Annotated in this window: 26 protein-coding genes and 1 pseudogene; 13 read left to right on the plus strand and 14 right to left on the minus strand. The window is 68.3% G+C overall.

Annotated features, from left to right (window positions below):
* Positions 1 to 153: 153 nt before the first annotated feature.
* The 9 genes from amcA to ACZ6R6_RS48060 form a co-directional block, all read right to left on the minus strand.
* Complete coding sequence (amcA, locus tag ACZ6R6_RS48020) at positions 154 to 342, minus strand: multiple cyclophane-containing RiPP AmcA (protein ID WP_470104079.1); 189 nt, start codon at positions 340 to 342, stop codon at positions 154 to 156.
* Complete coding sequence (gene amcB, locus ACZ6R6_RS48025) at positions 339 to 1,475, minus strand: cyclophane-forming radical SAM peptide maturase AmcB (RefSeq protein WP_470104081.1); 1,137 nt, start codon at positions 1,473 to 1,475, stop codon at positions 339 to 341. The genes amcA and amcB overlap by 4 nt, the downstream gene beginning before the upstream one ends.
* A gap of 517 nt (positions 1,476 to 1,992) precedes the next feature.
* Complete coding sequence (locus ACZ6R6_RS48030; RefSeq protein WP_470104083.1) at positions 1,993 to 2,268, minus strand: hypothetical protein; 276 nt, start codon at positions 2,266 to 2,268, stop codon at positions 1,993 to 1,995.
* On the minus strand, positions 2,265 to 2,579 hold the full coding sequence (locus ACZ6R6_RS48035; RefSeq protein WP_470104085.1) for a hypothetical protein: 315 nt from the start codon (positions 2,577 to 2,579) through the stop codon (positions 2,265 to 2,267). The genes ACZ6R6_RS48030 and ACZ6R6_RS48035 overlap by 4 nt, the downstream gene beginning before the upstream one ends.
* Positions 2,576 to 2,800: a hypothetical protein gene (locus tag ACZ6R6_RS48040; RefSeq protein ID WP_470104087.1), complete on the minus strand. Its 225-nt coding sequence runs from the start codon at positions 2,798 to 2,800 to the stop codon at positions 2,576 to 2,578. The genes ACZ6R6_RS48035 and ACZ6R6_RS48040 overlap by 4 nt, the downstream gene beginning before the upstream one ends.
* A gap of 185 nt (positions 2,801 to 2,985) precedes the next feature.
* Positions 2,986 to 3,393: a hypothetical protein gene (locus ACZ6R6_RS48045; protein WP_470104089.1), complete on the minus strand. Its 408-nt coding sequence runs from the start codon at positions 3,391 to 3,393 to the stop codon at positions 2,986 to 2,988.
* A complete protein-coding gene (locus ACZ6R6_RS48050) occupies positions 3,386 to 3,598 on the minus strand; it encodes a hypothetical protein (RefSeq protein ID WP_470104091.1) in 213 nt (70 codons plus the stop codon). The genes ACZ6R6_RS48045 and ACZ6R6_RS48050 overlap by 8 nt, the downstream gene beginning before the upstream one ends.
* Positions 3,599 to 3,693: 95 nt before the next feature.
* Positions 3,694 to 4,929, minus strand: a complete 1,236-nt coding sequence (locus ACZ6R6_RS48055) for a helix-turn-helix domain-containing protein (RefSeq protein ID WP_470104093.1) — start codon at positions 4,927 to 4,929, stop codon at positions 3,694 to 3,696.
* A 182-nt stretch (positions 4,930 to 5,111) separates the two neighbouring features.
* Entirely contained in the window at positions 5,112 to 5,816 is a 705-nt protein-coding gene (locus ACZ6R6_RS48060) for a GntR family transcriptional regulator (protein WP_470104095.1), read from the minus strand.
* 280 nt (positions 5,817 to 6,096) lie between these two features.
* On the opposite strand from ACZ6R6_RS48060, the gene ACZ6R6_RS48065 reads away from it, so the two are divergent.
* From ACZ6R6_RS48065 to ACZ6R6_RS48110, 10 genes are all read left to right on the plus strand, one after another.
* Complete coding sequence (locus ACZ6R6_RS48065) at positions 6,097 to 6,465, plus strand: hypothetical protein (protein ID WP_470104097.1); 369 nt, start codon at positions 6,097 to 6,099, stop codon at positions 6,463 to 6,465.
* Positions 6,462 to 8,105 (plus strand): hypothetical protein, encoded by a 1,644-nt coding sequence (locus tag ACZ6R6_RS48070; protein WP_470104099.1) that lies wholly within the window; start codon positions 6,462 to 6,464, stop codon positions 8,103 to 8,105. Before ACZ6R6_RS48065 ends, ACZ6R6_RS48070 begins: the two co-directional genes overlap by 4 nt.
* The gene (locus tag ACZ6R6_RS48075) at positions 8,102 to 8,536 is read left to right on the plus strand and encodes a hypothetical protein (RefSeq protein ID WP_470104100.1); all 435 of its coding nucleotides are present in this window, start codon (positions 8,102 to 8,104) and stop codon (positions 8,534 to 8,536) included. The genes ACZ6R6_RS48070 and ACZ6R6_RS48075 overlap by 4 nt, the downstream gene beginning before the upstream one ends.
* 161 nt (positions 8,537 to 8,697) lie before the next feature.
* Positions 8,698 to 8,922, plus strand: a complete 225-nt coding sequence (locus ACZ6R6_RS48080; RefSeq protein WP_470104102.1) for a hypothetical protein — start codon at positions 8,698 to 8,700, stop codon at positions 8,920 to 8,922.
* Positions 8,923 to 8,924: 2 nt separating this feature from the next.
* The gene (locus ACZ6R6_RS48085) at positions 8,925 to 9,380 is read left to right on the plus strand and encodes a hypothetical protein (protein ID WP_470104104.1); all 456 of its coding nucleotides are present in this window, start codon (positions 8,925 to 8,927) and stop codon (positions 9,378 to 9,380) included.
* A 14-nt stretch (positions 9,381 to 9,394) separates the two neighbouring features.
* A complete protein-coding gene (locus ACZ6R6_RS48090; protein WP_470104106.1) occupies positions 9,395 to 9,799 on the plus strand; it encodes a hypothetical protein in 405 nt (134 codons plus the stop codon).
* Positions 9,796 to 10,632, plus strand: coding sequence for a hypothetical protein (locus ACZ6R6_RS48095; protein ID WP_470104108.1), 837 nt, complete (start codon positions 9,796 to 9,798; stop codon positions 10,630 to 10,632). Before ACZ6R6_RS48090 ends, ACZ6R6_RS48095 begins: the two co-directional genes overlap by 4 nt.
* Before the next feature lie 44 nt (positions 10,633 to 10,676).
* Positions 10,677 to 12,566, plus strand: a complete 1,890-nt coding sequence (locus tag ACZ6R6_RS48100) for a hypothetical protein (RefSeq protein ID WP_470104110.1) — start codon at positions 10,677 to 10,679, stop codon at positions 12,564 to 12,566.
* A complete protein-coding gene (locus ACZ6R6_RS48105) occupies positions 12,566 to 12,847 on the plus strand; it encodes a hypothetical protein (protein ID WP_470104111.1) in 282 nt (93 codons plus the stop codon). The genes ACZ6R6_RS48100 and ACZ6R6_RS48105 overlap by 1 nt, the downstream gene beginning before the upstream one ends.
* A gap of 121 nt (positions 12,848 to 12,968) precedes the next feature.
* Positions 12,969 to 13,157 (plus strand): helix-turn-helix transcriptional regulator, encoded by a 189-nt coding sequence (locus ACZ6R6_RS48110; RefSeq protein WP_470104113.1) that lies wholly within the window; start codon positions 12,969 to 12,971, stop codon positions 13,155 to 13,157.
* A gap of 274 nt (positions 13,158 to 13,431) precedes the next feature.
* Here ACZ6R6_RS48110 and ACZ6R6_RS48115 read toward each other — a convergent pair whose 3' ends face one another.
* Genes ACZ6R6_RS48115 through ACZ6R6_RS48125 form a run of 3 tightly spaced genes read right to left on the minus strand, consistent with a single transcriptional unit; the run spans position 13,432 to position 16,637 of the window.
* Complete coding sequence (locus ACZ6R6_RS48115; RefSeq protein ID WP_470104115.1) at positions 13,432 to 14,064, minus strand: DsbA family oxidoreductase; 633 nt, start codon at positions 14,062 to 14,064, stop codon at positions 13,432 to 13,434.
* Positions 14,065 to 14,083: 19 nt separating this feature from the next.
* Positions 14,084 to 15,640 carry an MFS transporter gene (locus tag ACZ6R6_RS48120; protein WP_470104116.1) on the minus strand — a complete coding sequence of 519 codons (1,557 nt, stop codon included), beginning with the start codon at positions 15,638 to 15,640 and terminating at the stop codon, positions 14,084 to 14,086.
* A gap of 13 nt (positions 15,641 to 15,653) precedes the next feature.
* Entirely contained in the window at positions 15,654 to 16,637 is a 984-nt protein-coding gene (locus ACZ6R6_RS48125; RefSeq protein ID WP_470104118.1) for a zinc-binding dehydrogenase, read from the minus strand.
* An 84-nt stretch (positions 16,638 to 16,721) separates the two neighbouring features.
* Between ACZ6R6_RS48125 and ACZ6R6_RS48130 the strand changes: the two genes are divergently transcribed.
* Positions 16,722 to 17,405 carry a TetR/AcrR family transcriptional regulator gene (locus ACZ6R6_RS48130; protein WP_470104120.1) on the plus strand — a complete coding sequence of 228 codons (684 nt, stop codon included), beginning with the start codon at positions 16,722 to 16,724 and terminating at the stop codon, positions 17,403 to 17,405.
* The gene (locus ACZ6R6_RS48135; RefSeq protein WP_470104125.1) at positions 17,357 to 18,055 is read left to right on the plus strand and encodes an MFS transporter; all 699 of its coding nucleotides are present in this window, start codon (positions 17,357 to 17,359) and stop codon (positions 18,053 to 18,055) included. Before ACZ6R6_RS48130 ends, ACZ6R6_RS48135 begins: the two co-directional genes overlap by 49 nt.
* On the opposite strand, the gene ACZ6R6_RS48140 is transcribed toward ACZ6R6_RS48135, so the two are convergent.
* Entirely contained in the window at positions 17,970 to 18,353 is a 384-nt protein-coding gene (locus tag ACZ6R6_RS48140; protein ID WP_470104122.1) for a Tn3 family transposase, read from the minus strand. The genes ACZ6R6_RS48135 and ACZ6R6_RS48140 overlap by 86 nt on opposite strands.
* 356 nt (positions 18,354 to 18,709) lie before the next feature.
* Between ACZ6R6_RS48140 and ACZ6R6_RS48145 the strand changes: the two genes are divergently transcribed.
* Complete coding sequence (locus tag ACZ6R6_RS48145) at positions 18,710 to 19,228, plus strand: DUF2510 domain-containing protein (RefSeq protein ID WP_470104123.1); 519 nt, start codon at positions 18,710 to 18,712, stop codon at positions 19,226 to 19,228.
* A 619-nt stretch (positions 19,229 to 19,847) separates the two neighbouring features.
* Here the strand turns inward: ACZ6R6_RS48145 and ACZ6R6_RS48150 are convergent.
* A pseudogene (locus ACZ6R6_RS48150) lies at positions 19,848 to 20,066 on the minus strand (integrase core domain-containing protein); the annotation flags it as partial.
* Positions 20,067 to 20,222: the final 156 nt, after the last annotated feature.

A 20,222-nucleotide genomic window follows, 5' to 3' on the forward strand; every position in this document is an offset into this window, starting at 1 on the left:
TCCCATTCCCCCCACCCCCCCCCGCCGGGGTGGGCTACCCCCGGGCGGCCCTTCTACCCGCCCGGGGGGGGTTGGGGGGGGTGCCCCTGGCCCCGCGCGGCGGGGGGGGGGGGGGGGGGGGGGGGGGCCCCCCCCCCCCACGACGGTCATCTCCTACTTCTTCTTGGACCAGTTGTTCCAGGACGGCCTGTTGTCGAATCCGCCCTTCTTGCCGTTGTCCCAGCTCGGCTTGTTGTCGAACTTGGCGGCCTGCAGCGGATCGGGGCTCCCGAGGGTGCCGGCGCCGATCAGGTCGTCAACCACGTTCGCATCCGTGGTGGTCAGGTACTCCAGCATGGTCATGCCGCGATCCCCTTCTGGGTTGAGGTGTACAGAGCGGTGATGAGGGCTTGACGGGTGAGTCGGCAGTAGTCGGTCTCCGTGGTGACGAAGCTGCCGAGCTCGAAGTAGCGGTTGCATGCCTGCGCGCCGCGGCAGAAGTCGAAGAACTCGCATTCGGCCTGGCACCGGGACAGGCCGGTCATGAACTCGGCGACGTAGCGCAGCCGGTGCGCCTGATCCAACATGCCGGCGATGCTCTGAGAGCGGACGTTCCCGGCGAGGAAGTCGCCGTAGGCGTCGTCTCTGATGCCGGCCAGCTCGGGCGACATCAGCACCACGTCTCCATCCGTCGACACTGTCGGAATCGGATCGAGGCCGTACCTGCACCACTGGTCGCGCTGCCCGCTGCGGGCGAGGTGTAGGTAGTCGGTGAGCCGTTCGAGCTCCCGCAGCGCGGGCCCTCCGCTGTGGGTTCTGCGCCAGTCCATGACCCGCTTCCAGAACCGCTCGGCCTGATCCTGGGCGATCCCGCACCGCTGGTTGTTGACGCCCTCCATCTCCTCCACGTTCAGGCCGATGGTGTGCGGCCCCAGCTCGGCGAGGAAGTCCAGGAGGGGTTCGGGCTGCTCGATGCCTTCAGCCCCGACGACGGCGATCAAGCTGAAGCGGATGCCGTAATCGTGGAGGCGGTGGATGCCGCGCATGATCCGGTCGAAGGCAGGCCGGCCGCGTAGATCCACCCGTCGGGCGTTCAAGGCCGCGGGGCCGTCGATGCTGACGCCGACGTGGACCTGGTAACGAGTGAGCAGGTCGCACCACTTGTCGTCGATGAGGGTGGCGTTGGTCTGCACGCTGTGGTGGATCCGGCCCGCCTGCCGGAGGTCCTCGAACGGCGCGAGCAGCTCCTCGAACTTGCGTCGGCCCAGGGCAAGAGGTTCCCCGCCGTGCCACACGATGTCCAGCGGGGTGCCGGGGTGGGTCAGTTCCGCAGCCGAGTCGGCGACGGCCTGGGCGATCTCGAGGGGCATCTCATTGTTGAGGCGCCGGTGCGGCAGATAGCAGTACGCGCAGTCGAGATTGCATAGCGTGGTCGGCTGGAGGACCAGGGTGCTGGCCCGGCCGAACCACCGATCGAACTCTAATCGTCCTTCCATCTCGTGACGTTCCTTTCATGAAGGGGGAAGGGGAAGGAGTCGTGGTGCCCGCGACCACGAGAGGGTTGTCGCCCTTCGCGCGCACCCCCGCAGGGGATGAAGGACGGTTCGTCTCGTGGTCGCGGGGTTGTGCCTGGCGGGCCTCGCCGGCGGGGTGGGAAGTGGGCCAACCGGTGAGGAAGAACGAGGCCCGCCAGAGTTCATCGGCGAAGCGCTTTGTTACCGGGATCGCCTACGCATGAGGGGGACGAACGTCGCGATCAAGGCTGCCGCGCACAGCACGATCATCACTGCGAGGACGGGCGCTGGCACGGAGTCCGGCGAGCTTACGACCCATACGGCGAACGCCAGGGTGCCGATGATGCAGGCGATGTTTCCGATGCGTTTGAGGTTCAACGGTCTCTCCGAGGTGAACAGAATCTGGTGGGGTTGTCTGCCTCGGGCGCCCCTGGGGATGAGGGGCGCCCGAGGATGGGACGGCGCTACGGCACGGCGGCGTCCGTGTCGTAGCGCCAGCTCATGACCGGTTTTGCGGCCCGTAGGTGTGTGCCAGCTCGACCTGGTGGGCCAGCGCGGAGCTGAGTGCCGCAGGTGAGGGGTGAGTGATCTTGTACTTGACGCCGCCCTCCTGCTCGCGCGGGGTCAAGGGCGCATGCCGGATGGCCGTCCAGTGGCCGAGGGGCGGATCATAGGTGATGTGCCAGCCGGGGTAGGTCTGTTTCAGCGCGGCGAGCTGGCGGTGCTCTCGTGGGATGAGCACCCCTTCCAGGACGTCGGCCTCAGGGTCGGTCATCGCGCGCCCTCGCCACGCATCTGAGGAAGGGCAGGGAGCGCGTGCAAGGCGACGGACATCTCCGACTGGTGCATCCGCTCCTCCAGGTCCTCCGGGGAGTTGGAGTCGACCATCAGCGGCCCGGGTGCCGGCCAGGCGGCGATGGCCCAGAAGCGGCGGGAGTACGTGCCGTAGATGACGCTCCAGCCCTGCCACGCCTGGCCCAGCCGCTCGGCCTCGGCGCGGGCCGGGCTGTCCCACAAGCGGCGATATACGGTGGCGGGCGGCAGGCCAGCGCGGTGCCGTCCGGGTGTGCGGGGCTGCTCGGTCACGAGGCCACCTGCTTGGCGATCTCCTCTTGCCGGGCGGCCTCGGCCTTCAGGTCGTCGAAGGTGTCGGCGTCCAGGTCGGGTTTGGCTCCAGCGAGCAGCGCCTCCCGGGGGAACGCTTTTTCACGGAAAGCCCAGAAGCGGCCCCGGTCACTACGGATCAGTCGCCAGCCCGGAATCGTGTGGCTCGCGGACTCGAGCATCGTGGATCTAGCATTCTCCATGGATCGGACCTCCATCCGATCAAGGACCCGTCCGGACGTGGCAAGCGCCGGGCGGGTCCGCTTTAGGCGGTGGGAAAAGTGTTCGGAGCGTGCCACGCGAAAAGGACTGCCATAGTGCGAAACGACCCCAACTGCGCATTGCAGGGCATCCGTACGGCGTCTCATCGTCCTGCGGATTCCGCAGTTCAGATGGAGCAGACATGGTGGGACAGGAGCACGTCAGCCAGCAGCGGCAGGCGGCTGTCCAGTAGCTCATCAACGGGGAAGTCATGCAGCATCGTGTAGTGCTGAGCGATGCGGGCGGCGGCGCTGGCCGGCTTCGTGGCGTAGGTGAGCAGCGGGCCGCCGCTCTGGCTGCGGTAGGGGCTGTTCCACCAGAAGCTTTCGTCGTTTACGTAGATCAGCAGACCGTGGTAGACGGACACCAACGTGCGGTCAAAGGTGAGCTGGTGAACGTCAGCGACGATGCCATGTTCGCTGGCTAGCACGAGCGCCAACACCTGGGCCCGGTGTACCGCGGAGGGCTGCGTCTGAGCCGACACTTCTGACTGCGATGGGGCGGCGGGGAGGGTGATCGCGATGTCACTAGCCATTGTGAGCCTCCAGCAGCTTCCGCAGCCCCTCAGGGGCGGCATGGCGAAGGATTTTGTCCTCGCCTATGACGTTTATGGGGCGAGCGCACCAGTCGCCATGGTTTCCACCCTGCTCGAAGTCTCGCCAGATGAGCCAATCGGAGAAATCTGCTTGGAGAATTTCGACTGCACTGGGTCCAAATAAGGTGGTGCGCTCGTCGTCCACGCTGCTCAAATTACGGAGTGCGATTATCTCCGTACAGCCACGGAGCGCCGTAGTTTGTCGGCGCTCCGTGGGAAAGTACTACGTATCGTGGTACCTCAGTCGGTGAGGCTGAAAAAATCGACGAGGGCCTTTTGGTCAGTGTTCAGTTTCCTTTTCGCGGTGGCGACCAGTTCCCTGGTCGCATCGCGTCCGAGCTGCTGATACCGCAGCCACTGCGGTGCTTGGCGGCGGAGGTTGGTCATGATCTCCGTTGCGCGTGTCACGTCACCGATGCGGATGTTCGCGCGGGCCGCGTCCAGTAGCGCCCGGTTCCACGTGCTGGAGTCGGTCTTCCCGACGCCCTTCGGCAGGGCTTCGTACAAGGCGACCGCCCTGTCGGGTTCTCCGGAGACCATCGCGTTTTCCGTCTTGATGAGCGCCGCTGTCAGGGGGCCGAAGGACCGGCCAGCGCTGCGCTTATGCTCGCGCCCCATCCGGGCCCCGGCCATGCCGGCGAGGTTGGCGTACTCTTCCGCCTCGACTGGCTGGTTGTTGCGCACAGCGGCAGCGGAGGCCCGCGCAAGGAGCCACCCCCATGCTTCCAGCTCAGTTGGTGTGGCTGAGGACATACGTGGTTCGATCATCTCGGCTGCGTGCAGGCACAGCTCCATGACCTCGCGGAAACGTCCTTGTCGCATCATCGCCCATGCCTGGACGCTGATGGCGGCCCCGGCGAGCTGCATGTCGCCGATGGCTAAGGCGTCGCGCTGTGCGCTCTGGATCGCGATCAGGGCCAGGTCGTGAGCGCGTACCTGGATGAGGTAGCGCGCCGCGAGGTTGGAGGCGTCGGAGCGAAGTCGGAGCGCGACCGGCTGAGTGGGGTCTCCGTCCAGGTGGGTGACGTGGTGCTGCGCGGAGAGGATGAGCGGCGGCAGGAGTGTGGCCAGGTCGTCGTAGCGGTTGCTGTGGTAGATGGCGCCGAGGGCGGATACGGCGTCTTCGAGACGTCTCAGGGAGAGTTCGTCGGCGTCCGCAGTGCCATACATCGGCTGACCCTTGAGATCCATTGCGGGGGCTACTGCGGCGCGGATGGGCGCCAGGACCATCTCGTTGGGCCCGTCGAGCACAGGCTCGGGAGGGCCCGGCTGAACGAAGGTCACGGTGACCACGCCCAGGGCTGTTCCGAGGGCGTGGTAGGTCTCCATGCGCGCGGTGCCGCCCTGCTCGATCTTCCGGACCACCGCGAGACTGAGGCCGCTAGCGTGGGCGAGTTCCTCTTGGGTGAGTCCTCGGTTGACCCGAAGGTTGCGGATTTTATCGCCTGGACTGGCGTGAGTGATAGCGTCAGGCATAGCCCTGCACCTTCCTGAAGGCTTAGACATCCTCAGGTTAGACGTGCAGGGTTTATTTTTGTCCAGGATTGGCCGCAAGATCTTATGAGGAACGGCAGCGTGTGGCGACAGCTCTGATTGGTTCCACCGAATTCGGTCTTTGGAATTGCGGAAAAAGGTGCCCTAAATACGGCGAGCGTCTGCTATGTGGACGGCGTCAGCGGTAGGTCTTCTTCCAGGAACCGGACCCGCAGCGGGTTCGCGGCGATCCGTAGCAGTTCGACCAGGCGGCCCTGCTCATCGCATGAGAGCCGTTCGACTGCCAGCACCCAGGACCCGCGGGGCAACTTCAACAGGCTGGTTTCTTTGGCGGTGGCCAGCCGAGCGCTGATGAGTTGCCGGACGACGGTGGTCGGGTGGCTCCCTTGCAGCGCTATCGGGTAGAACGCCTCGGCCACGTACACAGGCAGCTCTCTGATCATGCCTGCTTGCACGTAAAAGTTGATCATGTGGTCGTCGGGAATGTTCAGGGCCTGAGCCACGTCGGGTTCGATGTCATTCCGCGCGGGCTTGGCGTAGCTGCCCATCACTCGGACAACGCCGGAGACGTTTGCTCGCTGGCACCGGGCGGTCCACTCCTCGTGGTCGCCCTTGATGAGTGCACTGAGGGGGATGTCCACGATGGCGGGCCGGTGGTCTTGGACGATCATGCCCCGGTTACCGACTCGCCAGATCAGCTGTTCCTCTTTGAGGATCTTCAGCGCGCGGGTGAGCGTCGTGGCGGACACGTTGAAGCGCTCGAGCAGGTCACGGGTATGGGGGAGCGGTTCGCCGGGCGGGTAGGTGCCGTCGAGGATCTGCTCGCGGAGCTCGTTTGCAATCTGCTCGAAGCGATGCGCGGCGCTCAAACCGTTCTCCTCTCTGGCGCTACCGAACTGAGGGTAGTGGTCCGTGATCAGGCGCTTCTACCTCGGAGGTTGACAGGGCTTGTCTGGGTGCTGCAGCATGGCCTTCAGTGATCCTGTTTACAGTTAAACACAGGGTGGCTAGATGCGAAAAAGCGGCTCCCCGCGCCAACGGAGAACCGCTTCCACAACCACATAACGCCGCGGGCCCCGCCGGAGCGCCAACTCCGGACGAGGCCCTGAACACCAGGTCTACCCCTCTGCGAAAAGGAACCGAGACCCGATGTCCAGCCACATCGTGGCATCACGCCTGCGTGATGTCACATCCGACGCCGACCGCCAGGTCGCCACGCGTCTGCGCGAGCTCGATGTGCTTCTCCTCACGCCCGACGCCCGGTGCCGCCAGGCCGGTGTTGACCCCGACGACTGGTTCCCCATCGTCGAGGACCCGACCAAGTACGACGACGCGTACGCGGTCGCCAACCGCCGTTGCCACGGCTGCCCCTTCACTGGCCTCGTCGGCATCTGCGTCGAGCGGGCGCGGCTCCTGCCGTACGACCCGATCGGCGTCATCGGCGGCACCGACCCGAAGCTGCGCCGCAAGCTCCGCATCGGCGCGGACATCCCGGGCTGCGACGGGGTGGCGGCGTGAAAGGACTTCTCACGCCCAGCCCCGAGCGTGAGCGTGCCCGGCTTGAAGCGGAGCAGATTCGCATCGAGCAGGAGCGGCTGCTTGACGCTGCCCGGCGTCAGCGGGAGATCGAGGAGGCCGAGCACCGCGCCGAGGTCGAGCGGCGCAGCGGCATCATCGCCGAGGAGCAGCAGGCCCGCATCGCCACCGAGTCCGAGGCGCAGCGCGAGCGCGCCCGTACCCGCCGCCGCGACCAGCGCGAGCGGTGGGCCGAGCGGACCCGGACCGCGGGCCGGCTCGTGGTCATGTCCACCACCAACCTGGGCGTCAACCTCGTCGCGGTCTCCGGCCAAGCGATGGCGTTTATGCAGCGCGGCCTTCCGCCGCTATGGGCCGTGCTGGCGGCCGGGATTGTCGAGTCCGTCGCGGTGTACGTGTCCTGGCACGCGCACGTCGCACTGCGGGAGGGCGACGCGGCCTGGCGGACCCGGATGATCTCCTACGCAGTCGGCGCGGGCGCCGGGTACCTCAGCTACACGCACGTGCCGGACTACCCGGAGTTGTTCGCGGCCTGCTCGCTGGCGTCGCCGTTCCTGTGGTCGATGCACTCCAGGCACCTGCACCGCCAGGACCTGCGAGAGCAGGGTCTCATCGACCCGCGGGCGCCGAAGTTCTCGGCCATGCGATGGCTGCTGCACACCAAGGAGACCTTCGCCGCCTTCAAGTGGGCGGTCGCCGAGGGTGTGCAGTCGCCGCAGACAGCCGTGGCGGTGATCCGTGAGCGTCGCGCGGTCCGCATGACGTGGCAGTCGGTCGAGGACACCCGGATGGCGGTGGTCGAGGCGCAGCGGGCCACGATCCAGCTGACCCTGACGCACATGGCCGCGCTGACGCAGGAGCTGTACGGCGCGGACCCGGACGCCGTCAAGGCGAAGGAGGACGCCGAGCGGTGGATCAACCGGGTCGCGTCTGGCGCTGTCCCGCGCTACATCCCGCAGTTCGTCCCCGCGCTCAATGCGGCGGACGGCGGCAGATCGTCCGCTGCGGACGAGGCCTCGGCGGACGGCGGACGGAAGCCGGGCGGACGGCTTCGCCGGATCCTGCTGGGAGGCGGACGGAGGTCGGACGGACGACGGACGAACGTCGCGGACGAGACCCGGGCGGACGGCGGACGAGACGCGGACGAGAAGCGCCCGGCCGGACGGACGAAGAGTGCGGACGGCGCGCCCCGTCCGCGCGGACGGGGCGGCGTGAAGGCGGCGGACGGCGGACGGCAGAACGGGCGGACGGTCCGCGCCCGGGTGAGCGGACGGACGGCGCGAACGAGCGGACGGACCGCAGGCCCGGACGGTATCGCGGACCTGCTGCCGCTCGGACGGACGATCCTCGCCGAGCACCAGCAGCGCAGCACGCGACGACTGACCCGCGATGCGCTCGCGGCCGCCGTGAAAGCGGACGGGCGGACGATCAGCAACGCACGCGCCAGCGCGCTGCTGCGCTGTCTGCTGGCGGAGAGCTCATCCGCAGCGGACGGCGCAGACGGGACCGGTTCGTCCGCGCGGACGAACAAGGCGGCGGACGGCGGATCGTCCATCACCGGCAACGCGGACGGGACCGGTTCGTCCACCGACAACAACAACGACGAGGGAGCGACATCATGACGAGCCGGACGGACAAGACGGGCAAGACGGTCGAGCGGGCCTGCTACCTCCCCCTGTGGGACGAGGCCACCGAGGAGTTCCACAACGCGTGGCTGACCTACCGGGTGGACGACCCGTTCTTCGTCCACCTGGAGATCGAGGACTGGCCCGCCGCCGTGGTAGCGCCCCGCGCGGTCCTGCTGGACGGCCTGGACATGGCAGCCGAGTGCTTGCCGAAGCCGGACCGCACCGGCCTGCGGGTCCGGCCGGCCGCAGACGGCCGGAACGTGTTGTTCGGCATCACGCAGGGGGACCTGCTGCTGGGCGTGTTCCGCTGCCCGGCGGACCTGCTCGCCACGCACCTGATCGGGCTGTACGAGCTGGTGCAGGAAGGCGAGGAGATGGACTGCATCGACTGGGACGCCGTGATCGCCGACCTGCTGTCCCCGTGACAGTGCGTGAACAGCCGCGAGGTCGGGTTGAGCGCCGACCAGGGCCGCGAACCGCCGCAGCGGAGGGGCCCAACGCGCGCAGGTGTACGTGCACGCACGTGCGCGAGATCGTACCACGGCCTCGCCAGCCGTAACCGTCCGTGACGATCGGGAGGAGTCACGTGCCCATCAAGCCGACCCGCCGCCAGGGCCGCAAGACGCGCTACCACGCCAACATCGCGGGCGCGACGACCGCGAAGGAGGCGTTCCACGAGGCCGTGCGCTACCTCGCGGCCGAGCTCGCCGACGTGCACAACGCCGACGAGGCCGAGGGCGATCGGCTGTATGCCCACTACGCCGCCGAGCTGCGGTGCAGCGCCGACGAAGTCAACCGCCGAAGGAGGTGACCATGCGCAGCATCCGCTCGCCGTACTCCATGCCCGGCCAGCAGCCGAAGACCGAGCAGCCCGACACGACCATCGAGAAGGGGCAGCCCGCCGACGAGGCGACCGAGCAGGTCGCCCAGGTCGTGCCCCTGCGCGATGACCAGCCCGCCCAGCTCCCCGCCAAGCCCGAGGTGTCGCCGTTAGGGCAGCTCGTCGAGTTCGTTCAGGGCCCGCTGTCGGACTGGATCGCGCGCGAGCGGCCCGCCTACCTGGCGTCGCCGGTGACGTTCATCCGCGAACGCTGGGAGCCGCAGTGGCTGCCCCGCGATGTCGGTTGCGCGGTGTGGGCCTGGCGGATGCTGCTGTCGATCCGCGTGCTGCTCTACGCGGCGTTCTACATCCCCGCCATGATCATCTTCCTTCCCGAGCTGACCACGGCCGCGATCGTCGCCTACCTCGTCATCCACTTCTTCGCCTGAAAGGACCCCTCACCGTGAACAACTGGCTCGTCGGGCTCGGTGCCACAACCGCCCTGATGCTGGCCTTCGGCATCGTGTTCATCTGGAAGAAGACCGCGCCGAAGTTCACCGCGTGGCTGATGCTGGCGGTCGGTGTCGGCTTGATCGGCACGTTCTTCGAGGCCATCGTCCGGACCATCACCGGACGACTGCACCCCATCGTCCCGGCGGTGGCGCTCGGCATCTGCGGCGCCATCTTCGTCGCGGACGTGTGGGGCAAGAAGAACAACGTCGGCCGGGCCACGGCGCTCGTCGCCCCGCTCGTGCCGACGCTGCTGGTCATCAGCGCCGTCACGATCTTCGGCATCAACACTGCCGACCTCGGTCGGGACGCCAAGGAGGCGTGGCAGCAGGCCATCGTGCAGGGAGGCAAGAAGTGATCTCCCTGCTCCTGCTCCTGCTCCTATCGGGGGTTGTCACCACGGCGCTCGTGAAGCGGCCCGATGCCCGCGCTGCCACCATGGGCGGGCTCCGGGCCGGCGCGACGCAGGCCGAGATCGAGTTCCGCCAGGGGTTCACGGCCGCACGTACCCGCTACGACAAGGCTCAGAAGTACCTGACCCGGCCGACCAGGTCCGGTGCGCCGCCCGGACCGCGCAACCTCCGCTGGTGGACGTCGGTGGTGTTCGCACTGACCGGCGGCACCGCTGCAGTGGTCGCGGGCGGCACGTACGGACTGCTCAAGGTCCTCGGCGGCGCCGCCCGGGTCGTCAAGCAGGCAGCAGCCGGAGCGCAGAAGGCCTACGCCGACTACAAGAACACCCTGGAGATCGAGGAAGCCGAGGTGATCGAAGAGGGAGAGCCCGAGGACGACGCCCCCGCTCCGGAGCAGGAGCACAAGCCTCCGGCGGCCGCCGATACAACGCCCGCCGTCGATCTGACCCCGTACGACATCCCAGACGAAAGGCTCGACATGAACTCCGAATTCACCTCTTTCCCCCAGCTCCAGGTTGACCACGAGGCGGCCGGCCAGGCGGCCACGCACGTCGCGGGCGCGATCGACGGTCAGGTGGGCGGCCTGCTCGGCAAGAACATGGGCCGGGGCGAGCTCATTACGGCGCTGATGGCCGTACAGGAGACCGCCAGCCAGCTCGCCGCCCAGCACGCGAAGGTCGCCGAACTCGCCGCGGCCCAGGGCACGGTGAGTGAGGTGCACGCGGCGGTCGGTGGCGTGGACAACGTCGCCGACAAGGACGCGTACGCAGGCGGCTGACCCCGGCCGTACACCAGCACCAACCACGCGAAGGAGCCCATCCAATGTCCGAGAACCGCAGGCAGAAGCCGACCGGTGAGGTCGCCCGCACCGTGCGGCGGGTCGCGTTCCGCCATCGGTACCGCATGGTGATGGCAACTCCGTTCGCGTGGTTGATTGCGCTTCCGCTATCTGGACTGCTGTACGTACTGCCGGTGCACCAGGCTGTGGCCGTGTTGCTCGCGGCGGCCGCGGCCGCCGTACCGGTCCGCAAGTCGGTGCAGGCCCGCCGCAACATCGCCGCCGCGGTGTTCGGCGCGGCCTGGCTCGTCCTCGCCTCGGCGGCCGGCCCCACGGGTTTGGCCGCTGAGGTCGGCCTGACCGGCTGGCTGGTGTTCTCGCTGGCGCACTGGCGGCGACACCGCCGCCTGCCGGTGCCCGGCCGCACGGCCGAGCCGCAGATGATCGTCGAGCAGGTGGAGATCGATCCCGAGGTGGCACGGATTCTGCAGCGCTTCGACGAGCGCCTGGCCGCGAAGGGTAAGGCCCTCGAGGGGATGAAGCTGACGACGCCGAAGCGGATCGACGCCGGTTACCGCGCGGAGATCCGCGCGGTGCCGGGCGAGAAGGAGACGAAGGACATCATGCAGGCGGCCGGAAAGGTCGCCTCGGCCTTCCAGACCTCCACGCAGCTCGCCGTGCTGGAGCCGGTGTCGTACCGCGACAACTCCCGCGCGATGTTCACGCTGCTGGAGGGCGACACGCTCGCCACGGTGCGGCGGTTCGAGGACCTGCAACCCCGCATCATGGCGGACGGCCGGGCGCACATCGGCTACTTCTACGACTTGCAGCCCGCCCACTGGGCGTTCTTCACGAAGTCCGGCGGCATGCGGCACGGCATCATCGTCGGCGACTCCGAGGCGGGCAAGTCCCGCTCGGTGGAGACGCTGATCAGCCTGGCGCACCTGTCGGACAAGATCGCGACGGTGCTGCTCGACCCGCAGGGCGGGTCCATGCCGGACTGGAACGGCAACACGCACCGCTGCGCCCTCGGCGAGGACGACTGCATGTCGGAGCTGGAGCTGTGGCACTGGGTGATGCGGCGCCGCGTCCACTTCCTCGCGCGGATCCCGTGGGTGGACGACGACGGCGACGAGCGGCGCGGCAAGACGCACTTGGTGCCCGGTGACCCGGACGCCGGCGGCATGACCGGGGTGTTCTTCGTGCTGGAAGAGGCCCCGGAGCTCCTGCAGCACGACGTGCACGGCAAGCGCGCGGTCGGCATGCTCGCCTCCGGCGCGAAGACCTGGCGCAAGGGCGGCGGCGGCATCGCCCTGGTCGCGCAGGACCCGAACATGACCGAGCTGGGCGGGTCGGTGACGCTGCGGGCGCAGCTCCGCAAGAACGCGTGTGCGCTGCGGACGCAGACGCCAGGTGCCGCTTATCAGATAGGCCTGCCGCATGACCCATCGTTGCTCTCAGCGACGTTCGAGGACGGGTCGCTCACGCAGGGCCTGGCCTACCTGAACGGCATCGACCGGCGGGCCGCGCTGATGCGGTGGCTCTACACCGAGAAGCCGAAGTACATGGCCCGCCAACCGGCGGCTGGCCGGATCGACGACATGACGATGGGCTGGGTCGAGGAGTTCCTGGCCGCGAGGAAGGAAGGACGGGAGCCCCGCGCGGGCGGCGGCCGCCGTACCGACGAGCCGCATTCGACGCCAGGCGACGTGAAGGCCGCGATCATCGACGCCCTCGCGGAGTCGGACGGCCTGGCGTTGGAGATCGGGGAGCTGCTGCACCATGTGCTCAAGCGGCGAGTGACGGCGGCACCGAGCGAGATCAACGCTCAGCTCAAGCGGCTTGTGAAGGACGGGCGGGTGTGGGTGGTCAAGAAGGGTGGGGGAGAGGCGTTCGGCTTGCCTGAGGGGATCCTGGAGAGGCTGGAGGCCTGATGCGGGAGTTGGTTCGGATCGCGATGGTGTCGGCGTGGTTGGCCATCGTCTGGTGGGCCGCCCCCTTGGCGCAGGTGCCGAGCGTGGACTTGGTGGTGGCGGTGCCGCTGGTCGTCGTGGTAGTCGGCGCGGTGGTTGTGCCGCTGGAGCGGTTGGGGGCGAGCGCGGTCGGCATCGCTCTGACCGTCGCTGCGGTGTGGATGCTGGCGGTCGCTACGTGGGGCACGGTCGGCGGAACGGTGCTGCTGGTGTCTGCCCTAGCGGCACTGACCACAGCCTGACGCGCATGAATAATGCAGACGCGTTTGACGCGTCATATACTCACAATGGCAATCATAGTGAGAGAACGAGAGATGACCGCTGAGGTTCAAGGGGCAGCGGCCGTCTGCTGGAGGGGAATCGGTGGCAGAGAAGCACCTGACTCCGGACGACCTTGCAGAACGGGTGGGCGTCCCCGTCGCGACCGTATACCAGTGGAACTCGCGTGGCGGCGGCCCGCGCTTCATGCGGGTCGGCAAGCACGTGCGTTACAAGATCGCAGACGTGAAATCCTGGGAGGAGTCACTGTACGTGGATGTGCCTGCTGGCTAATCATGGTCGAGTCGCTGGTCCCGGATCACTCTGTGTGATCTGGGACCTCGGCGTTGAACGGGTGGTTCTGGTGGTCGCTTCCCTTGCTTGGTTCTGCCTCAGTTCTGTTTGAAGGCGGCTAGCAATGGCAAACGACCATAAGTGATGACAGGCGTTTCCCCAGGTAGAAGCGGCTTTCTAAGGAGAAGTCGCGGGTGGGATCTTTGTACGCCGGAGATCTACACCATCTTCGAGGGCACCAGCGAGATCCAGCGCCTGATCATCGGCCGCGCCGTCACCGGCCTGCCGGTCCGCTGAGAACGCCGCCCAGCAGCCCTGCCAGAGCGGTGGGTTCTTGAACGGCCGATACCGGCGGGGCTCCGTCGATGACGAGTGCCGGCACGCCTCGGATCCCCTTCTGGGCGCCGTGGTGTTCATCGGCCCGGACTTCAGCGGCGAACGCGTCGCCGCTCAGGAGTTCATCCATCTGGGCGAGATCGAGTCCGGCCTCGGCGCCGAGCGCTCGGAGAACGTCCGGGTCGGCGATGTTGCGGCCTTCGGTGTGGTATCCGTGAAGAAGACGCTCCAGAACGGCGTCGGCCAGGCCGCAGGTGGCGGCCAGGTGGATCAGGCGGTGCGCGTCGAAAGAGTTGACCGGCCGGGCCTGGTGCAGGTTGAGTTCGAGTCCTTCGGCTGCGCCAAGCGCTTGGATGTGGGCCACCCGGGCACCCGCCCGGGCTGGGTCGTTCTGGTACGTGGCGATCACCTGGGCCGCCGTCGGGCCGGGGACGGGGCTTCCGTCCGGATCGAGCTCGAAACTGCGCCAGACGACGTTCACATCGTTGCGGCCCTTCAGGGCGGCGGCCAGTCGTCTCTTGCCGATGTAGCACCAGGGGCACAGGACGTCGAAGTAGACCTCGACTTGCATGATCGCTTGGTCCTTTCTTTCAGTCGAACGCAGGGCTGGGCGTCGTGACCTGTTCGGGCCGGCCCGGTTGCGGCGGGGTTGCGCGCCGCAGGGTCAGGCTCAGCAGGGCGAGCGCGATGAGCAGGGGAATCGTGATGAGCGCGTGCACGTGAAGGCTGTGGGCGAACGCGTCTCGGGCGGTCTGGGCCAAGGGGATGCCGAGGCTTTCGGGCAGTCGCCGGGCCGCCTGGAGGGCGGCGGGCAGCGTCTCGCGGGCGGCCTCGGCGAGCTGGGAGGGGACGCCGGGAAACGTATGGCCGATCATGTAGCTGCCGTAGACGCCGGTGGCGATGCTGCCGAGTACGGCGATGCCGAGCGCGCCGCCGAGTTCGGCGCCGGTCTCGGAGATCGCTGAGGCGGCTCCGGCGCGTTCGGGTGGCGCCGCGCCGACGACCAGATTGGTTCCCAGCGCCATGAACGGGGTCAGCCCGGCGAAGAGAAGGACGGAGCCGGACACCAGAACGACGGGGTCCGTATCCACCTGTGTGAGCAGGACGGGACCGGCGACGGCGAACGCGGCGCCGGCACTCATGAGGACGGCCGGGCGGATGCGGCCGGTGAGACTGGAGACCACCAGGGCCACGACGGTTCCGGTGACCGCGGTGGGCAGCTGCCACAGACCGGCCTCCAACGGAGACAGTTCGAGCACCAGTTGCAGGTATTGCGAGGTCAGCAGGCTGGTCCCGAACAGTATGATCCCGACCAGCACCATGCCCGTGACGGATACGGCGAAGGAGCGGATGCGGAACAATCCCAGGTCCAGGAGCGGGTCGGAAAGCCGTCGCTGACGGCGCACGAAGACCGCGCCGATCACCAGGCCCACGACCAGGACGCCGGCGGACGGCAGGGCAAAGCCGTGGACGGCGAGATCCTTGATGCCGAACACGATCGTCAGAGGAGTCAGCAGCGACAGGACGACGCTGACCGCGTCCAGCCGTCCGGAAGCCGGAGCGCGAGATTCAGGGATCAGGAAAGGGCCGGTGACCAGCAGCAGGGCCATGGCCGGAATGGCGAGCAGAAACACCGAGCCCCACCAGTAGTACTGCAGCAGCACACCGCCGACCAGCGGGCCGAGCGCGCCGCCGCCCATGAACGCCATCATCCAGGCCGTGATGGCCAGGGTGCGCTGTCGGGGATCGAGGAACAGGGTGCGGATCAGCGCCAGCGAGGACGGCGCCAGCGCGGCGGCGGCGACTCCTTGGACCGCCCGGGTCGCGATGAGCATGCCGGCGCTGGGGGCGTGTGCGGCGATGACGGATGCGCCGGTGAAGGCCACGGCGCCGATCAGCAGGGTCCGGCGGTGCCCGAGACGGTCGCCGAGCGTACCCATCGTGACGAGCGATCCGGCGACCATGAAACCGTAGATGTCGGTGATCCACAGCAGTTGGGGGCCGTCGGGCTCCAGATCGGCGCTCAGGGCCGGCAGTGCCAGATAGAGCACCGACATGTTCATCATGACCAACACGGCGGGAACACCCAGGACCGCCAGGGCGATCCACTCTCGGGCGCCGGCTCTGGCAGAGGGGGTGGGGGACATATGGGTGTTGATCTCAGCCGCGCACATCGTCGGCCGGGATGAGCAGGGTCTTGCCGGTGGTGGTCCGCGACTCGATCGCTCGATGCGCGGCGGCTGCCGCGTCGAGCGGGAAGGTCTGGCCGATGACGGGCCGCAACTTCCCGTCGGCGGCCAGGTTCAGCGCATCGACGATGAGTGCGCGGATCTGGGCGGGGCTCGGCGCGGCGGTGAGCCCGATGACGTCGATGGAGCGTGCCCGGAGCTCGCCTTCGTCGAGGTCGGCGTCGGCGCCGCTGGCCATTCCGTAGATGCTCACGCGTCCGCCTTCACGCAGCGCACCGATCGCCTCGGTGCCGATCCGGCCGCCGACCCCGTCGAAGACGAGATCGAGCCCGGCGCCGCCGGTCGCCTCCATCACCCGATCCAGCCAGTCAGGCCGGGAGTAATCAACGTAGGAGGCCGCGCCCAGCGAGGTGACCAGCCGCGCCTTGCCGGGGCCTCGGGCGGCGCCGATCACGTGGGCGTCCGCGGCGGCGGCGAGCTGCACCAGCAGGCTGCCGACACCTCCCCCCGCGGCCTCCACGAGGACCCGATCGCCTGGCTTGATCTCCGCCTGCCGGTACAGCAGCAACGCCGTACGCCCGTCGGCCAGCAGCGCGACCGCGTCCTTGAGCTCCAGACCCGCGGGAACCGGGACCGCGTCCTGGGCCCGGGCCAGCGCCAGCTCGGCATACCCGCCCTCGCCGCCGGTGGTGGTGACCACGACCGTCCCCACCAGGCTCGGGTCCACGTCCGGTCCGACGGCGGTGATGCGGCCGCCCACGCCGTTGCCGGGTATGCGGGGCAGGGCGGGCCTGCCGAACGGCCCCTTGCCCGAGCGCACCTGCGTCTCGACGAACGTGATACTCGCGTACGCCACCGCGACGAGCACCTGCCCCGGCCCCGGCACGGGATCTTCGACCTGCCGCATTCGTAGTGTCTCCGGCCCGCCGAACTCTTCCATCACCACAGCCCGCATGACACTCCTCCAAACGGATAAAAACACTTCGTTTGAGAACCTATAACGGAGCGAACCGCTCCGCAAGGCGACTACAGTGAGCGCATGGCACGCAAAGCCCCCCGGCACGCAGAGGCCGAACGCAACGACCACGCCCTCCTGGAGGCCGCCAAGAAGGTCCTGGCCGTGGACGGAGCCCATGCATCGGTGGCGACGATCGCCGCACGCGCCGGAGTCGGCATCGCCAGCCTCTACCGCCGCTACCGTTCCAAGGACGAGCTCTTCCAGCACCTGTGCGCGCTCTCCCTCGACCAGTGGATTCAGGCCGCCGAACACGGTCTGCGGCACGACGACCCCTGGGAAGGGCTCGCTCACTACATCGGCGCCTGCATCGAGTTCAGTGGCGGCTCCCTCGGGCCGCTGGCCAGCACGATCGCCGTCACCGACGAGATGGCCGCCAAGTTCACCAGGTCCGAGGAGCTCATGCGAGAGCTGGTGGCTCGCGCGCATGCCGCCGGAGCGCTCAGGTCGGACGCCACCGCCATGGACATCTCGCTGCTGATCGAACAACTCGGCAAGTCCCCCCTGATCGAACAGCTCGACCGGCAGGGTCGCACCGACCTGATCGACGCAGCCCACAACGCCCGGAAGCGTACGATCGCCATCGCTCTCGACGGCCTGCGCCCCCGCCACCCCCGACTGCCCGGGACCCCACCCCCTCCCGCGCTCCTCACCGAACGCTGGGAGTACGCCCCCGCAGACTCGACGGAGTCGCCAAAACGGTCGTAGATCAAGGAGGCCGGGCGATGGTCGTGGTGGGGTTCGCGCTCATGGGTTCGTCCTTCTTCTTCTCCCAGTTCTTCGTATACGTCCAGGGCAGTTCGATCCTGCTCGCCGGCGTGCAGACCCTGCCCGTCACCCTGGCCATGGTGATCGTCAGCCCGTACGCGGGCCGGCTCGCCGCCAAGTACGGCATCCGGATCGTGGTCACCATCGGCCTGGCGCTGGCCGGACTGGGGCTGCTGGCGCTGGGCTCCGTGCACGCGGACACCGGCTACGGCAACGTGTGGTGGCGGCTGGCCGTCCTCGGCATCGGGTTCGCTCTGACCATGTCCCCGCTGACCGGCGCCGCCATCCAGGCGGTCAGCCCGCAGGAAGGCGGCCTCGCGTCGGGCATCAGCAGCACCACCCGGCAGATCGGCGCGGTGCTCGGCGTGGCGGTGCTCGGAGCCGTCGTCCGCACCAGGGAATCCAGCGGCGCGTCCTTCGAAGCCGGCCTCAACAGCGCCTTCGTCGTGGCCGGCGCCGTCACCCTGGCTGGCGCCGTGTTCACCGGCCTGTGGCTGGTGAATTCTAAGCCCGCGGAAGTTTCTGCCCCGCAGGGTTCTGGTCGACGTGCGACAGTCGGCCCCGCGTCAGAGCTGGATTATTTGGCTTGATCACCGGAGGGAACCCGACGTTGCACGCCTCGCTCACCAGCAGCGCGACCAGCGATATGTGCAGGTCGTCCATCCTGGTCGAGATGTCGGCCAGGTGGGTGTAGGCGTCCAGGAAGAAGGTCCACTCATGGACTTCCAACAGTAGCTCGGGCAGGTCGACGCGGGGCAGCATCGCCTGACACACCGCCCGCAGCTCCTCGAGCGTGTCCGACTCGCCCAGCGCCCCCAGCGGCTCCACCACCAGCCGGGCCCGCCCCGGCTGGCCCGGGTCGCCTGGCGGGCCACGAGCGCGTTGCAACGGTCGTCGGTCTGCTCCCGCACGCTGGCCACCAGCCGCTCCAGCACCCCCGGCAGCAGCACCCGGTGCCGGCGCGGCCACGCCACCGACTGGTCGAACAACGCCACCGGTCCCTCCGCGTGCGTCCACGCCCGGCCGTGCAGGAACGTCAGGAACCCCTTGTTGAGCTGGCGGGCGCCCATCCGTAGATCGCGAGCGAGGTCGATCTCCTGACGGATTCAGCAGATCCCAGGCCATGGCACTGCCGACATCTGGCAGAGATCTTGTTAGACGATCACTCGCGACGCTGCTAGCGTGCGGCTGGTTCTAGGTCGTCCCGAATTCGACCCCTGTGGCGCTGGAAGGCAGGACACCTAGTGGACGCACCACGACATCCGCAACAGCCGAGCCCGCCTGGTCCCGGCTACTACCCGGATCCTGGGGGCCAGCCGTTCCTGCGCCAGTGGGACGGCCAACGGTGGACCGAGCAGACAGCTGTCCTGGGCCGCACATCAGCCCCACCCGTCAGAGCGCGGAAGTGGCTGCTCCCCGCTGGGATCGCCCTCGGCGTCCTGGTGCTCGTCGCCGGAGCTGTAGGCGCCGTGGTCGTCATGCGGGGCAGTGATCCGGTCGTCGTCGTGCTGCCCTCGGGTCAGGAGTTCCGGGGGAGCGAGGTGGCCGAGAACCTCGACTTGATCTCCAAGACTCATTTCAATCGCGAACGTGATGCCGGTATGCCCCAGTCGAAGGAGCGGAAGAAGCTGTGCGGGCACATCGCTGGCTGGATAGTGGACGAGGACAAACCTCTGGCATTGCCGGTGGAGTCGATGGGCGAACCCCTGCGATTCCCGGAGGGGCCGAAGTCATTCCTGGGCGTGTGTTTGGCCGCTGACTAGTGGCCCTCTGCCGGCCAGACCGAGGCCCGCGCCGACCGGCGCGGGCCTCACTCATTCCCCAGCCCATTTGGGGCGGGAGCGTTCTGCAGGGCTTGGCTACCAGCTGATGTAGGCCTAGCCGTCTCCACCGGCCTGGCCGTCGGAAGCCTTCAGCGAGCATGTCCCGCAGACCAACCGCCGCTGTTGGAGCCGTTTCCGCCGCGGCCGCCGGCGCTTCCGTCTCCGCCGCGCCCGCCTTGGCCTCCTGCGCCGGTGCCGGGGGGAGGCGTGACGCCTCCGGCGCCCGGATGGCGCTTGCTCCAGCGCCCCCGGATCCGCTGTCCCCCTTGCCTCCTCCGGACCCACCGGAGTTGGCGCCGTTCTGGGTGCCCCGGGTGCCCTGGTGCCCGCCGCTGCCCGAGGAACCGGGGTGCGAGAGGTTCGAAACCGCCGCTGCGGCCGACTGCGGATTATCGGAAAGGAAGCTGCCGGTGAAGGGGAGCGGGGTCGGCCCGAGATCGGAGCTGGCCTTGCCGCCGGGAGACCCGTCTCCGCCTCGAACGGTGTTCGGGGTGGGGGTCATGTTGCCCCCGCCTCATTCGCCGCCGCTCCCGCCCTCGCTCGCCCGGCCGCTATTGCTCTAGGTGTACTGACCTATGAGGTTAGGTATGCGGCTGGCGGGTGGTTGGCCGTTCAGCGCGGTGTGGCCGCGGTGGTGATTGTAGGTGTGTAGCCAGTGCGGGAGTGCCTGTCGGCGTTCGGTCTCTGATCGGTAGGGCTGGGCGTAGGCCCATTCCTCCAGCAGGGTGCGGTTGAAGCGTTCGACGTTTGAATGTCGGTGAGGACTCGGGCGATGGTGATGCCGTGGCTGGTGAAGAGGCTCTGGGCTCGGTGCCGGAACGCGATGGCGGGTGCCGGCGGCGCGGCCGAGGAGCTCTCACGCTCCTACCAGCGGGTCGAGGTGGACGCGAGGGTCCTGTACGTCGACACCGGGCAGATCCTCACCTCCGCCGGC

It is taken from the genome of Streptosporangium sp. NPDC048886, from assembly GCF_055586905.1.